Annotated in this window: 14 protein-coding genes; 2 read left to right on the forward strand and 12 right to left on the reverse strand. The window is 68.8% G+C overall.

Annotation, left to right across the window (positions count from 1 at the left end; genetic code table 11):
- Positions 1-129: 129 nt before the first annotated feature.
- Genes ADBZ5U_RS06070 through fgd form a run of 3 tightly spaced genes read right to left on the reverse strand, consistent with a single transcriptional unit; the run spans position 130 to position 4,446 of the window.
- The gene (locus ADBZ5U_RS06070; RefSeq protein ID WP_526263418.1) at positions 130-1,317 is read right to left on the reverse strand and encodes an acetate/propionate family kinase; all 1,188 of its coding nucleotides are present in this window, start codon (positions 1,315-1,317) and stop codon (positions 130-132) included.
- Positions 1,317-3,395: a phosphate acetyltransferase gene (gene pta / locus ADBZ5U_RS06075; RefSeq protein WP_526263420.1), complete on the reverse strand. Its 2,079-nt coding sequence runs from the start codon at positions 3,393-3,395 to the stop codon at positions 1,317-1,319. Before pta ends, ADBZ5U_RS06070 begins: the two co-directional genes overlap by 1 nt.
- 40 nt (positions 3,396-3,435) lie before the next feature.
- Positions 3,436-4,446, reverse strand: coding sequence for a glucose-6-phosphate dehydrogenase (coenzyme-F420) (gene fgd / locus ADBZ5U_RS06080; protein WP_526263422.1), 1,011 nt, complete (start codon positions 4,444-4,446; stop codon positions 3,436-3,438).
- A gap of 35 nt (positions 4,447-4,481) precedes the next feature.
- Between fgd and ADBZ5U_RS06085 the strand changes: the two genes are divergently transcribed.
- Complete coding sequence (locus ADBZ5U_RS06085) at positions 4,482-5,222, forward strand: MBL fold metallo-hydrolase (protein WP_526263424.1); 741 nt, start codon at positions 4,482-4,484, stop codon at positions 5,220-5,222.
- Positions 5,223-5,235: 13 nt separating this feature from the next.
- Here the strand turns inward: ADBZ5U_RS06085 and ADBZ5U_RS06090 are convergent, their stop codons facing one another.
- From ADBZ5U_RS06090 to ADBZ5U_RS06115, 6 genes are read right to left on the reverse strand one after another with little or no spacing between them, the layout of a single operon-like run.
- Positions 5,236-5,721 carry a GNAT family N-acetyltransferase gene (locus ADBZ5U_RS06090; RefSeq protein WP_526263426.1) on the reverse strand — a complete coding sequence of 162 codons (486 nt, stop codon included), beginning with the start codon at positions 5,719-5,721 and terminating at the stop codon, positions 5,236-5,238.
- Positions 5,718-6,158 (reverse strand): hypothetical protein, encoded by a 441-nt coding sequence (locus ADBZ5U_RS06095; protein WP_526263428.1) that lies wholly within the window; start codon positions 6,156-6,158, stop codon positions 5,718-5,720. Before ADBZ5U_RS06095 ends, ADBZ5U_RS06090 begins: the two co-directional genes overlap by 4 nt.
- Position 6,159: 1 nt before the next feature.
- Positions 6,160-7,386, reverse strand: coding sequence for an O-succinylhomoserine sulfhydrylase (locus tag ADBZ5U_RS06100; protein ID WP_526263430.1), 1,227 nt, complete (start codon positions 7,384-7,386; stop codon positions 6,160-6,162).
- On the reverse strand, positions 7,383-7,793 hold the full coding sequence (locus tag ADBZ5U_RS06105; protein WP_526263432.1) for a rhodanese-like domain-containing protein: 411 nt from the start codon (positions 7,791-7,793) through the stop codon (positions 7,383-7,385). Before ADBZ5U_RS06105 ends, ADBZ5U_RS06100 begins: the two co-directional genes overlap by 4 nt.
- Positions 7,794-7,847: 54 nt before the next feature.
- Complete coding sequence (locus ADBZ5U_RS06110) at positions 7,848-8,288, reverse strand: Rv0361 family membrane protein (protein ID WP_526263434.1); 441 nt, start codon at positions 8,286-8,288, stop codon at positions 7,848-7,850.
- Positions 8,289-8,310: 22 nt separating this feature from the next.
- Complete coding sequence (locus tag ADBZ5U_RS06115; protein ID WP_526263436.1) at positions 8,311-9,426, reverse strand: AAA family ATPase; 1,116 nt, start codon at positions 9,424-9,426, stop codon at positions 8,311-8,313.
- Between the two features lie 35 nt (positions 9,427-9,461).
- Here ADBZ5U_RS06115 and ADBZ5U_RS06120 point away from each other — a divergent pair, with 35 nt between their 5' ends.
- Positions 9,462-11,657, forward strand: a complete 2,196-nt coding sequence (locus ADBZ5U_RS06120; protein WP_526263438.1) for an MMPL family transporter — start codon at positions 9,462-9,464, stop codon at positions 11,655-11,657.
- Here the strand turns inward: ADBZ5U_RS06120 and ADBZ5U_RS06125 are convergent.
- The 3 genes from ADBZ5U_RS06125 to ADBZ5U_RS06135 form a co-directional block, all read right to left on the reverse strand.
- A complete protein-coding gene (locus ADBZ5U_RS06125; RefSeq protein WP_526263440.1) occupies positions 11,590-12,285 on the reverse strand; it encodes a hypothetical protein in 696 nt (231 codons plus the stop codon). The two genes, ADBZ5U_RS06120 and ADBZ5U_RS06125, sit on opposite strands and share 68 nt — an antisense overlap.
- A 24-nt stretch (positions 12,286-12,309) precedes the next feature.
- Entirely contained in the window at positions 12,310-12,924 is a 615-nt protein-coding gene (locus ADBZ5U_RS06130; protein ID WP_526263442.1) for a PaaI family thioesterase, read from the reverse strand.
- Positions 12,921-13,096 (reverse strand): adenylosuccinate synthetase (locus tag ADBZ5U_RS06135; protein ID WP_526263446.1); only part of this gene is annotated, 176 nt, incomplete at its 5' end. The genes ADBZ5U_RS06135 and ADBZ5U_RS06130, both read right to left, overlap by 4 nt.

Raw genomic sequence — 13,096 nt, forward strand, 5'->3', positions numbered from 1 at the left:
CCACGTTCTAGCCCCTCCACGTTCTAGCCCCTCCGCGTTCTCGCCCCTCCACGTTCCAGCCGCGAGCAGACGTGAAGTGCTCCGAAATACCGCGTGTCGCGGGGACTTTGTGTCTGCTCGGCGGATGGACTAGACCACCGTCACCGCAGCACGGGCGATCGCCAGTTCCTCGTCGGTGGGGATCACCAGAACTGCGGTCGGCGAGTTCTCCGCGGAGATTCGCCGCGCTGCCCGCGACGGGGCCTCGTTGAGGCGCTCGTCGAGTTCTATGCCCAGGCGGCTCATCCCACTGAGCGCGTCGCGGCGGACGAAGGCCGCGTTCTCCCCCACCCCGGCGGTGAAGGTGACCACGTCCACACGCCCGAGCAGCGCCAGGTAGGCGCCGATGTACTTGCGCAACCGGTGGATGTAGACCTCATAAGCCAACCGGGCGGTCTCGTCGCCGTCCTTGATCCGCCGATCGAGGGCCCGCATGTCGACGTCGCCGCTCAGGCCCAGCAGCCCGGAGTGCCGGTTGAGCATGGTCTCGATCTCGTCGACCCCCATGCCGGCGGTGCGCCACAGGTAGCTGATCACCCCGGCGTCGATGTCCCCGGCGCGGGTGCCCATCACCAGACCCTCCATCGGCGTGAGGCCCATCGAGGTGTCGATGGGGCGGCCGCCGGCGATCGCCGACGCCGAGGCGCCGTTGCCCAGGTGCAGCACGATCTGGTTCAGCGACTCCGCCGGAGCGCCGAGGAATTCGGCGGCCTGCCCGCTGACGAACTGATGCGAGGTGCCGTGGAAGCCGTAGCGCCGGATGCGCCACTTCGCCGCGACCCCGCTGTCGATGGCGTAGTTGGCCGCCGCCGGCGGCAGGTCATGGAAGAACGCGGTATCGAACACCGCGACGTGCGGCAGGTCGGGCAACACCTTCCGGGCCACTTCGATGCCCAGCACCGCGGGCGGGTTATGCAGCGGCGCAAGCGGAGCCAATTCGGTCAACTCGGCGACAAGCTTGTCGTCGACGACGGTCGGCCGGTACAGGCTCGGCCCACCGTGCACCACCCGGTGCCCGACGGCGACCAGTCCGAGATCGTCGAGGTCCTTGCCCGCCTCGGCGACCAGTTCGAAGGCCAGTCGCAGCGCCGCCTCGTGATCGGCCACCGCGCCCTCGCGTTCGACTTCGGTCTCACCGAGTCGCAGCTTCGCCTTGGAGGTCGTCTCGCCGATGCGTTCGACGATGCCGTCGAACACCGACGTACCCGACTCGGGCTCGACGAGTTGGTATTTCAGGGAGGAAGACCCGGAGTTGAGAACGAGGACGGTGCCGGCCATCAGGACCTCTGGGCCTGGATCGCGGTGATCGCGACGGTGTAGACGATGTCTTCCACAAGGGCTCCCCGGGAGAGATCGTTGACCGGTTTGTTGAGCCCCTGCAGCACCGGGCCGATGGCGACCGCGCCGGCGCTGCGTTGCACCGCCTTGTAGGTGTTGTTGCCGGTGTTGAGGTCCGGGAAGATCAGCACCGTCGCCCTCCCGGCCACCGGCGAGTTCGGCATCTTCGACTTGGCCACGCTGGGTTCCACCGCCGCGTCGTACTGGATCGGGCCTTCGACCAGGAGTCCGGGTTCGCGCTGGCGGACGAGTTCGGTTGCCGCCCTTACTTTGTCGACGCCGGCTCCGCTGCCGGACTCACCGGTCGAATAAGACAGCATCGCGACCCGCGGATCGATGCCGAACTGGGCGGCGGTCCGCGCTGAACTGATGGCGATGTCGGCGAGTTCCTCGGAGGTTGGGTCCGGCACGATCGCGCAGTCACCGTAGGCCAGGACGCGGTCGGAGAGGCACATCAGGAAGATGCTCGACACCGTCGACACCCCCGGCTGGGTCTTGATGATCTCGAAGGCCGGGCGAACGGTGTGGGCGGTGGTGTGCGCAGCGCCGGACACCATGCCGTCGACGATCTCGTTGTGCACCAGCATGGTTCCGAAGTAGGAGACGTCCTGAATGATCTCCCGGGCCTGCTCGACGGTGACGCCCTTCTTCTTGCGGATCTCGGCGTACTGCTCGGCGAACTGCTCGCACAGCTCACTGGTTTTCGGATTGATCAACGTCGCCCCGCCGAGGTCGACGCCGAGTTCGGCCGCCCGGGTGCGGATTCGGCTCTCCTCGCCCAGGATGGTCAGCTCAGCGATGTCGCGGCGCAGCAGCCGGCCGGCCGCCTGCAGGATCCGGTCGTCGTCCCCCTCGGGCAGCACGATGCGCTTGCGGTCCGAGCGCGCCCGCTCCATCAGCTGGTAGGCGAACATCTGCGGGGTGGTGACCGTCGGGATCGGGATGGCCAGCTGGTCCAGCAGTTCGGCGATGTCGACGTGGCGGTCCATCAGTTGCAGGGCGGTGTCGATCTTGCTTCCCGAGTCGGCGGTCACCCGTCCCCGGGTGTTGGCCACCGCGGTGGCGGTCTCGAACGTCCCCAGGCCGGTGGTGATGACGGGCAGCCGAAGATGCAGGCCGTTCACCAACCGGGCGATCTCCCGGTGCAGCGGCAGCCCGCCGTTGAGGATCAGGGTCGATATCGAGGGAAACCCCTCCGCGGCATGGGCGCAGGCGACGGCCAGGACGACGTCGGAGCGGTCACCGGGGGTGATCACGGCTGCCCCCTCGGTGAGCCGCTCCAGGCCGTGTTCGGCGGTCATGCCGGCGACCATCACATTGAGCACTTCCCTGTTCAGCAGCGAGGCTTCGCCGTGTACCAGGACACCGTCGACCGCGGTCATCAGCTCCCCGACCGTCGGCGCGACCAGCAGCGGCTCCTCGGGGATGACGTAGACCGGCGCGCCGAGATCCGCACACGCCGCCGCCACGGCGTCCAGCTGTGCCGGATCGCACCGGTTGGCCACCACCGCCGCGGTGTGGGCGTGCTGGGCGGCCAGTTCGACGATGCACAGTTCGATCGCCTGAGCGATCTCCTCGGGGGTGCGGTCGAAGGCCCGCAACGACAGCACCACCGGGGCGCCGAGGTTGACCGCGATCCGGGCGTTGACGGCCAGTTCGGTCGGCGTTGCCACGTCGGTGTAGTCGGATCCCACGATGACCATGGCGTCGCAGCGCGACGCGGCGGCGTGGTAGCGGGCGACGATGTCGGCGATGGCGCCCTCGGGGTCCTCGTGCAGACGCTGGTAGCTCACCCCGACGCATTCGTCGTAGGACAGGTCCGCATCGCTCTGGGCCAGCAGCAGTTCGAGGATGTAGTCGCGTTCCTCCCGGCGGGTGATGGGCCGGAACACCCCGGCCTTGGGCACCAGCGCGGCCAACCGGTTGAGTATGCCCAGCGCGATGGTGGATTTACCGGTTTCCCCTTCGGGAGAGGCGACGTAGATCGAGGTGGGGCCTTTGGATACGGCGTCTGTCACGACAGACAGCATCCCTCAGTCGGCTTGGCGAGTCTGCGGATTAGCCCAGTTTGCGCAAGCGGGGCAAAAGATCTCGCTCGAAAAGGTCCAGGAACCGCCGCTGATCGTGTCCCGGGGCGTGAAAGACCAGATGGTTCAGCCCGTACCCGACGTAGGCGGCGACCTTCTCGACCGCCTCGTCGGGATCCGAGGAAACGATCCAGCGCCGGGCCACCTGCTCGATGGGCAGTTCGTCGGCCAGCCGTTCCATCTCCATCGGGTCTGACACGCTGTGCTTCTGCTCGGGCGTCAGCGACAGCGGCGCCCAGAACCGGGTGTTGTTCAGCGCGACCTCGGGGTCCGGGTCGTAGGAGATCTTGATCTCGATCATCCTGTCGATGCCCTCCACCGGGCGGCCGGCGGCCTCGGCGCCTTCGCGCAGGGCAGGCATCAGCTTGCCGGCGTAGAGTTCCTCGCCTTTGCCGGAGGTGCAGATGAAGCCGTCACCGGCCCGGCCGGCGTACTTGGCCACCACCGGTCCGCCGGCGGCGATGTAGACCGGCACCCCGCCGTCGGGCACGTCGTAGATCGACGCGCCCTTGAGGTGGTAGAACTCGCCGTCGAAGTCGACACGTTCGCCCCACCACAGTTCGCGCATCAACTTCACCGACTCGCGCAGTCGGGCGAAGCGCTCCTTGAAGTCGGGCCATTCGCCGGTGAAACCGGTGGCGATCTCGTTGAGCGCCTCGCCGGTGCCGACGCCGAGGAAGACCCGGCCGGGGTAGAGGCATCCCATGGTTGCGAAGGCCTGGGCGATGACCGCCGGGTTGTAGCGGAAGGTCGGGGTGAGCACCGAGGTTCCCAGAACGATCCGCTTGGTGCGCTCACCCACCGCCGTCATCCACGACAGCGCGAACGGCGCATGGCCGCCTTCGTGACGCCACGGGTTGAAGTGGTCGCTGACCGTCGCGCTGTCCATACCTCGCTGTTCGGCCAGTACGCCGAGTTCGACGAGTTCCCGCGGCCCGAACTGCTCGGCCGACGCCTTGTATCCCAGCTTCAAATCCACCATCCGTCGTTTCTACTCCACCGCCCTACACTCGGGCGATGGGCCCGACGTTGACCGCCGTCACCGACAACGTGCACCTGGCGCAGACACCGCTGGTGAATTGGACCCTGGTCAGCGACGATTCCGGCGTCATGCTGATCGACGCGGGCTTTCCCGGCAATCGTGACGATGTTCTGACATCGCTGCGGGCACTGGGGTTCGCCGCGGAGGACGTCCGCGCGATCCTGCTGACCCACGCCCATGTCGACCACCTCGGGACGGCGATCTGGTTCGCGACGGCGCACCGCACTCCGGTGTACTGCCACAGCGCGGAGGTGGGCCACGCCAAACGCGAGTATCTGCAGCAGGCCTCCCCGGTCGCACTGGCGGCCCACGCCTGGCGGCCGCGGTGGCTGGCCTGGTCGGCGGAGGTGGCCCGCAAGGGCGGCCTGGTGCGCGACGGTGTCCCCACGGTGCGCGCGTTGACCGATGAGGTGGCGGCGACGCTGCCCGGGCGGCCGGTTCCACTGCCGACGCCCGGCCATACCAGCGGTCACTGTTGCTATGTCGTCGACGGGGTGACGGTCACCGGCGATGCGCTGGTGACCGGCCATCCGCTGCTCCGGCGGCGCGGCCCGCAGTTGCTGCCGTCGCTGTTCAACCACAGTGATCCGGACTGCCGGCGCAGCCTCGAGGTGCTCGCCGAGTCGGGAACCGGCACGCTGCTTCCCGGTCACGGCGAGGTGTGGGTCGGGCCGGTACGCGAGGCGGTTCGCCGGGCCGGGGCCGAAGTGCACTAGAGCGGCTTGGTTCCTAGAGCAGTTTGCCGAAAGCCACCGGGTAGGCCTCCCCGTCGGCCGGCAACGGTTCAGCCAGTCTGGCGTAGCCGGCTGCGGTGTAGAGCGCCTCGGCCTCGGGTTGGCGGTCACCGGTGGTGAGGTAGACACGGCGGTAGCCCAGTGCGGCGATTCGGTTCTCCAACTCGGCCAGCAGCGTGCGGCCGTAACCCCGCCGCCGAAACCGTCGGTCGGTCCAAATGCGTTTCAGCTCAGCTGTTTCGTCCCCTTCCACAAGCCCGAACCGACGGAAGGCCCCGCCGGTGACCGGCCGGCCGTCCTCCAGGCCGATCAGCATGCCGCCGTGCGGCGGGCCGAACTCGTCTGCGGGATATCCACGCAGCCAACGCAATACCCGTTCCTCGGTCCCGTCGTACCGCGTGGCGTACTCGACGGCGAGTTCGGCGATCAGCGGCTGCGCCAACTCGTCGTCCTGATGCACCTCGACGAAACGCAGGCTCAATCCAGCTCCGGGCGGGGCGAACCCGGCCGATAGGCCTCGAGTGCGGCGACGTCGTCTTCGAGGCTGTCCGGGTCCAGCAGGTAAGGGTCGTCGTCGCCGCCGTCACCGACCAGGGTGGCGCCGAACTCCAGCACCACCGTCTCGTCGTCCTGCCCGGCGGTGATCCAGATCCGGGTGACCGGTTCCCGGTCCTCACCATCGAACTCGGCCGCCGACGGCGGATAGAACCAACTCACCAGACGATCGGCGACCTCGTCGTCGAGCACCCAGCCGCGCTCGGCCATCCAATCGTCGACATCGGCCAAAGCCTCTGCGACAGGATCGGATTCGGCGGAGGCGAGCACCTGGTCGAAGCGCGGTCCGGGAATCCAACTCTCGTCGCGGGCGGCCCGACGCTTCCTGCGCCGGGCCCGCTTGGCCTGCGAGTCGCGCGACATGTCAGCTCAGCGCGCGGTCCAGGTCGGCGATGAGGTCCTCGGTTCCCTCCAGGCCGACCGAGATGCGTACCACGCCGTCGCCCAATCCGATGGCGGCACGCCCTTCCGGGCCCATCGCCCGGTGGGTGGTGGTGGCCGGATGGGTGATCAGCGTCTTGGCGTCACCGAGGTTGTTGGAGATGTCGATGATCTGCAACTTGTCGAGCAACTCGAACGCTCGCTGCTTGCCGCGGCCCGCCGGGGCGTCCAACTCGAAGGTGATGACGGTACCGCCACCACTCATCTGGCGTTTCGCCAGGTCGTGTTGCGGATGGGAGGCAAGGAACGGGTAACGCACCCAGCGCACGCTCGGATGCCCCTCGAGGAACCCGGCGACCCGCTGGGCTGAGGCGTTGCTGTAGTCCACCCGAACAGACAGCGTCTCAAGGCCTTTCAGTAACACCCAGGCGTTGAACGGGCTCAGCGCCGGACCGGTGTGCCGCATCAGGGTCTGCACCGGACCGTCGATGTACTCCTTGTCGCCGAGGATCGCCCCGCCGAGCACCCGGCCCTGACCGTCGATGTGCTTGGTCCCGGAGTAGATCACCACATCGACACCCAGTGGCAGGCCCTGCTGCAGCAACGGCGTCGCAAAGACGTTGTCAAGAGCCACCTTTGCCCCCGCGGCGTGGGCCATCTCCGACACTGCGGCGATGTCGACCAGACTCTGCATCGGATTGGACGGGGTTTCGAAGAACACCGCGGTGGCCGGCCGGCTCAGCGCCTCCTCCCACTGGTCGAGGTCCTCGCCGTCGACGAACACCGTCTCCACACCCCAGCGGGGCAGGATCTCGTTGCACACCACAAAGCAGGACCCGAACAAGCTGCGCGCTGCGACCAGCCGATCCCCGGCGCCCAGCAGCGCGCCGAGGCCGGTGAACACCGCGGACATCCCCGAGGCGGTGGCGAAGGCGGCCTCGGCGCCCTCGATCAGCCGCAGCCGTTCCTCGAACATCGAGACGGTGGGGTTGCCGTAGCGGGAGTAGACGTAGCGGTCGATCTCCCCGGTGAAAGCCTGCTCGGCCTGAGCCGCCGAGTCGTAGACGTAACCGGAGTTCACAAAGATCGCTTCGGAGGTCTCCTCGAAGTTCGACCGCAGCAGACCGCCGCGGACGCCGATGGTGGCCTGGCTGACGCCGGCGGGCAGCGGCTTGGGGATGCGAACCGAGGGGATGTCGCCCTCGGTCATGACTGCTTCCACGGCAAGCCGTCAGCACGCCAGCCGGTGGCGCCGCGGTGGCCGTGCGCGTCGAGTTGTCCCTCGAAACCGTCGAGCATGTTGTAGGACGGCGCGATACCGGCCGCGGTGGCACTCTCGGCGGCCGGGATCGAGCGGTTCCCGGACCGGCACAGGAAGATCACCGGGCGCTCGGCGGGCGTGACGCCGCGGGCGATCAGGTCGGCGACGAAGTTCTCGTTGCGGCCGGCCGAGGTGTTCCACTGGACGAACACGACGTCGCGGCCCAGGCTGGACAGGTCGGGCACCCCGACCCAGTTCCACTCTGCTTCGGTGCGCACGTCGACAAGCACCGCATCCGGGTTGTCGGCAAGCAGCTTCCAGCTTTCCTGCGGGGTGATGTCTCCGGCGTAGCTCACATTCGTGAGTGTCCCACAGGTCACCGGCTCACGCCGGTGGCGCCGGGCTGTCGGCTATCTCGGCCCGGGCGAGCAGACCTTCCAGTTCTGGTTCTCACGCACGAAGGACATCGGGACCGTGACCTTGTCGTCCCGGGACCTCTCGAAGTGGTAGACCACCGTGGCGGTGGCCGAATCCCCGCGGACCTTCACATCCTTGACGTCATCGACGAACCGCGGACCCCTGGCGTCGGAGGACTGCCGTTGGTCGGCGAGCACCTGGGATTCGATGCCCTGCTGGGCCGCGCAGGTGAAGGACCGGAAGTCGGGGTAGTTGCCGCGCTGCAGCGCGTCGTTCTGGCCGACCACCGCTCGGCCGACCGCCGCGTCGTCGGGCAGTGCGTCGCCGCCGCGGATCATCCGCAGCACGAACACCGCGATCAGCGCGACGACGACCACGGCCAGCGCGGTGAGGATCGGCATCATGGTGGGCCGGGTCTCCTCGGGCTCAGTCATAAACCCACAGGATAGGCCGTGCTCACCCGCGCTCCGGCCAGTGCCAGGGCGGTTCGTCGAGCAGGCCCCGGCCCTCGACCACGGTCTGACCGTCCCGTTTGGCCAGCGCCAGCAGGGCTGGTTCACCGTGTTCGCGCAACGCAGTCACCAGCGGTGCCGAGTGGGTGACGACGAGTATCTGGCTGCTTTCCGAGGCCCGGGAGATCAGGGTGCCCAGGGCGGGAAGCAACTCCGGGTGCAGGCTGGCCTCCGGTTCGTTCAGAACCGTCAACCCGGCCGGTCGGGGCGACAGCAGCGCGGCCACCCACAGCAGGTAACGCAGTGTGCCGTCGGACAATTCGGCGGCGGCCAACGGCCGCAGCATCCCGGGTTGGCGCAGCGTCAGTTCGAAACGGCCGTCGGCCACGGTCACACCCACTCGGCTGCCCGGGAAGGCGGCCTCGACGGCCTGCGCCAGCGCGCCGGCGTCGCCGACCTCGGCGATGGTCTGCCAGGCGGCGGCCAAGTCTGCACCGTCGTGGCTCAAAACCATTGTGCGGGTGCCGATCCGGGGCTGGCGCGCCGGTGCGGCGCTGTCGGTGCGGACGTGGTCGTAGAAGCGCCATGACCGCATTCGTTCCCGCAGTGCCAGCAACTCGGGGGCGTCCCGGGGGTCGGCGACTTCGCTGACCATGCTGTCGTAGGGCCGCAGCGACGTCGACGCGTTGCGCCACTGCCCACCTTCGTCGCGGACGCGCACCAGGGGTCCGGATCGTTCGGCCACCAGGGCCGACGGCCGCAGGAACGGACCGGCCCACACCGCCTCGGACTTGATCTGCGGGTCCAGGCCGAAGGCGGTGTCGCCCTCCTGCGGCAGCCCGAGGTCGACCGCGTAGCCGAACTCCTCGCCGGCGAAGCCGAGTTTGAGACTGACCGGACCCTTGCGGCCCGGGCCGGCCCACATCGTCGAGGCCAGGCCACCCTCGCGGGCCAGCGCGTTGACCGCGCCGTTGCGCGCCATGTCGGCCAGCAGGCGCACTGAGCGGTACAGACCGGACTTGCCGCTGCCGTTGGATCCGGTGACCACGGTGCACCGGCGCAGCGGCACGATCAGGTGTCGCAGCGACCGGTAGTTCTCCACCGCCAGGGTGTCCAGCACGCGGTCGACCCTATCGACGCGTGATGATGGTCGGCATGCACCGCGCACCGGAAGTTCGCCAGCGCCGATCCCGCGACTCGGTCTGGGACCGTATCGCCGCACTGGTTTCGGCGCCGAGGTCCTGGGTGCTGGCCCTGGTCCTGGTCGCGGTCGGGGGCGTGCTGACGGGTCTGGTTCCCGACAACGGCGCGGCCGAGCAGTCCCCGGTGGTGATCCCGGCCACCGCGGAATCCGCCCGGGTGACGCAACTGCTCAAGCAGTTCCCCGGCGGGGATCAGGCCCCGGTGATCCTGCTGTTCACCCGCGCCGGCGGCGCTGCGCTGTCGCCGTCGGACCTGGCAGCCGCCGAGCAGGCCCGCGACCGCGCCCTGGCTGCCGCCGAGATCCCCGGGCCACCTAACGGTCCGCCGCCGTTGCCGGTGCTGCCGTCCCCCGACGGGCAGGCCGCCCTGGTTCCGGTTCCGCTGAGCCCGGACCTGACCGGGTTCGCCCTGACCGACAAAGTCACCGAGTTGCGCACCGCGGCCCGGGACGGCCTGCCCGACGGGATGGTCGCCAACGTGACCGGCGGACCGGCGTTCGGCGCCGACATCGCAAACTCGTTCTCCGGGGCCAATGTCGTTCTGCTCGGGGTGACCGTCGGGGTGGTGGCACTACTGCTGATCGTCACCTACCGGTCCCCGGTGCTGTGGCTGGTGCCACTGCTGGTGATCGCCTTCGCCGACCGGGTGGCCGCGGTGACCGGTTCGGCGGTGGCCCAACTGACCGGTTTCGCCGGCGACGGCTCGACCACCGGCATCACCAGCGTTCTGGTGTTCGGGGCGGGCACCAACTACGCGCTGCTGCTGATTTCGCGCTACCGCGAGGAACTCCGCAGAACCGATGACCACCGCGACGCCCTCTACACCGCAATGCGTTTCGCCGGCCCGGCCATCGCGGCCAGCAACGCCACCGTCGTGCTGGCCCTGCTGTCACTACTGCTGGCCAGTTCGCCGACCAACCGCAGCCTCGGCGTCCAGGCCGCCTCCGGAATCCTGGTCGCGGCGGTGTTCGTGCTGTTCGTCCTGCCGCCACTGCTGGGGGTGTTCGGCCGAAAGTTGTTCTGGCCCTTCGTCCCGAATCCGGGGCAGGGCGAGATCACCACCGCCGGTGCCTGGCATCGGTTGGCGGACTGGATGGCCGGCCATGCGGGGCGGGTCGCGGTGACATCGATCCTGGGCCTGTCAGTGCTGGCCACCGGACTGATCGGCATCCCGATCGGCCTGTCCCTGATCGACCAGTTCCGGGTCAGCGCGGACTCGGTCGACGGATTCAAGACCCTTGCCCAGCACTTTCCCAGTGGCGTGACCGACCCGACCCGGGTGGTGGCCGCCACCGGCCGGGCCCCGGCGGTCACGGCCGCAATCCAGGCCACCCCCGGGGTCGCGTCGGTCAACCCGGCGGGTGTCTCCGACACCGGTCTGACCCAGTGGCAGGTCGTCATCAACGCCGAACCGGCGTCCACCGCGGCGTTCGACACCATTGCGGCACTGCGGGATTCGGTCCACGGGGCCGACCCGACGGCCCTGGTCGGCGGCACCGACGCCCAGGCACTGGATGCCGGCAAGACCGCGATCCGCGACCGCTGGGTGATCATCCCGGCCATCCTCGCCGTGGTGCTGGCGGTCCTCTACGTCCTGCTGCGGGCGGCGCTGGCGCCTCTGGTTCTGGTCGCCGCGACGGCACTGTCGACCATGGCCGCCCTCGGGCTGGGCGGCTGGGTCAGCGTGCACCTGCTGGGCTTCCCGGCCCTGGACAACACCACCCCGCTGTTCTCGTTCCTGTTCCTGGTCGCCCTGGGCGTGGACTACACCATCTTCCTGGTCAGCCGGGCCCAGGAGGAGACCCCGCTGTACGGCACCCGCGGCGGGATCGTGCGAGCGGTGTCGGCCACCGGCGGCGTGATCACCAGTGCCGGAATCGTGCTGGCCGCAGTGTTCTGCGTCCTCGGGGTGCTGCCGCTGATCGCACTGACCCAGCTGGGCATCATCGTCGGCCTGGGCATCCTGCTGGACACCTTCGTCGTGCGCACCGTCGTCATCCCGGCGTTGTTCACGTTGATCGGGCCGAAGATCTGGTGGCCCGCCTTCCGGTCCGAGGACATCGAACGGACGGACGAATTCCCTACTCCGGTAGGCGCTTATCCTCGCGGTGGCTCTGCCAGTAACTTTCGAAGGCATCGGCACGAATGAGGAACAGCATGCTGACGATCAGCACCCACGCCGGGAACACCAGGGTCAGCCACATGCTTCCGTCGGCGGCGACGATGAGGGTCAGCGCGGTCAGGTAGGTGGCGTACACCAGCCAGCGCGGCATCACCCCGGTGCGCATCCAGATCGTCGCCAGCGAGATCATGAAGACCGCCGCCATCCGCAGCGCATAGGTCTCGGACAGTTCCAGCAGCAGCATCTGGCCGAAAACCCTGACACCCGGACCGGCGGGTTGGTCACCGAGATAGTGGCGGCTTTCCGCCAGGCCGGCGCCGACCGCCGAGGACGCGAACACCATCGCCAGGAACAGCAGGCCGCTGCCCAGCATCACGGTGCCGGAGATCCTGTCCTCGTAGCGGCCGAGGTTCGCGCGCACCACCCCGATGAACCACAGGAAGGCGATACCGGCGAAGGGCGTCAGACCCGAGGCGAGGCGAATCCTGTCGTCGCCGGTATCCAGCCACTCCGAGCCGGGCTGGACGATTTCGGGCAGCGATGAGCGGATCAGGTAGATCGCGGTGCCGAACAGCACCGCGAACAGCACACCCGCCAGGGCCGCGGCGCGGGGACTGGTCAGGTATCTCGCTCTTTGCGGCGTGGACTCAGACATCCCGGTAGTATCGCACCACCTCGCTCAGGGCTGGCCGGGAAGCAGTTGGACCATCAGCGCATCAGCCTCGGCCAGCAGGGCGCCGTTCGGACCGGTGAGCTCGGCGTTGACGAAGGTCTTTCGCCCCTCGATCTTCGACGCCCGGCCGCGCAGGGTCAGCGGCACGTCGATCGGGGTGATGTTGCGGTAGTCGACATGCAGGTAGGCGGTGCGGCTGATCGGCCGCCCGACGGCGTGGATGACGATGCCGCACATCACGTCGAACATCATCGCCACCACGCCGCCGTGCACCGCGTCGTTGCCGCCGACGTGGTACCGACTGAATTGCACGCCCACTTCGACGAACTCGGGGTTGAAGTCGCGGATCTGCCACGGCGGCATCAGCGCACTGCCGGCGCCCGGCAGGCTCGCGACGCGTCCGGCGGGGGCCATCCCGCCCGGCGCCCGGTACGGATCCAGGTAGGCGATCACGTTCTCGACAAGCTCGGCGGCGGCGTTCCAGTCCGGTGCATCCGCGGCGACCGAGAGATCCTGGGCGCGGCGCATGGCCGAGACGAACCGCCCGAAACCAGGGGGTTCGTCGATGACCTGGAACCTCGGGAAGCCGCCGCGCTGGTCGAACTCGGGCGGATCGGTCATCGCGGCCGCGTGGCCAGCACGTCACGGCGCACGATGGTCTGATCGCGGCCGGGACCGACGCCGATGCACGAAACCGGTGCTCCGGCAAGCTCTTCGAGCCGAAGAACATAGTCCCGCGCCTTGGCCGGCAGGTCGTCGAACTCCCGCGCCCCGGAGATGTCCTCCCACCAGC

This window comes from Mycobacterium sp., from assembly GCF_040398885.1.
GTDB lineage: Bacteria > Actinomycetota > Actinomycetes > Mycobacteriales > Mycobacteriaceae > Mycobacterium.

Excerpts from the sequence above, each read along its gene's own strand:
- ADBZ5U_RS06070 (WP_526263418.1), bottom strand. The coding sequence starts at position 1,317 with ATGGCCGGCACCGTCCTCGTTCTCAACTCCGGGTCTTCCTCCCTGAAA.
- fgd (WP_526263422.1), bottom strand. The coding sequence starts at position 4,446 with ATGGTGGATTTGAAGCTGGGATACAAGGCGTCGGCCGAGCAGTTCGGG.
- ADBZ5U_RS06085 (WP_526263424.1), top strand. The coding sequence starts at position 4,482 with ATGGGCCCGACGTTGACCGCCGTCACCGACAACGTGCACCTGGCGCAG.
- ADBZ5U_RS06095 (WP_526263428.1), bottom strand. The coding sequence starts at position 6,158 with ATGTCGCGCGACTCGCAGGCCAAGCGGGCCCGGCGCAGGAAGCGTCGG.
- ADBZ5U_RS06100 (WP_526263430.1), bottom strand. The coding sequence starts at position 7,386 with ATGACCGAGGGCGACATCCCCTCGGTTCGCATCCCCAAGCCGCTGCCC.
- ADBZ5U_RS06110 (WP_526263434.1), bottom strand. The coding sequence starts at position 8,288 with ATGACTGAGCCCGAGGAGACCCGGCCCACCATGATGCCGATCCTCACC.
- ADBZ5U_RS06120 (WP_526263438.1), top strand. The coding sequence starts at position 9,462 with ATGCACCGCGCACCGGAAGTTCGCCAGCGCCGATCCCGCGACTCGGTC.
- ADBZ5U_RS06125 (WP_526263440.1), bottom strand. The coding sequence starts at position 12,285 with ATGTCTGAGTCCACGCCGCAAAGAGCGAGATACCTGACCAGTCCCCGC.
- ADBZ5U_RS06130 (WP_526263442.1), bottom strand. The coding sequence starts at position 12,924 with ATGACCGATCCGCCCGAGTTCGACCAGCGCGGCGGCTTCCCGAGGTTC.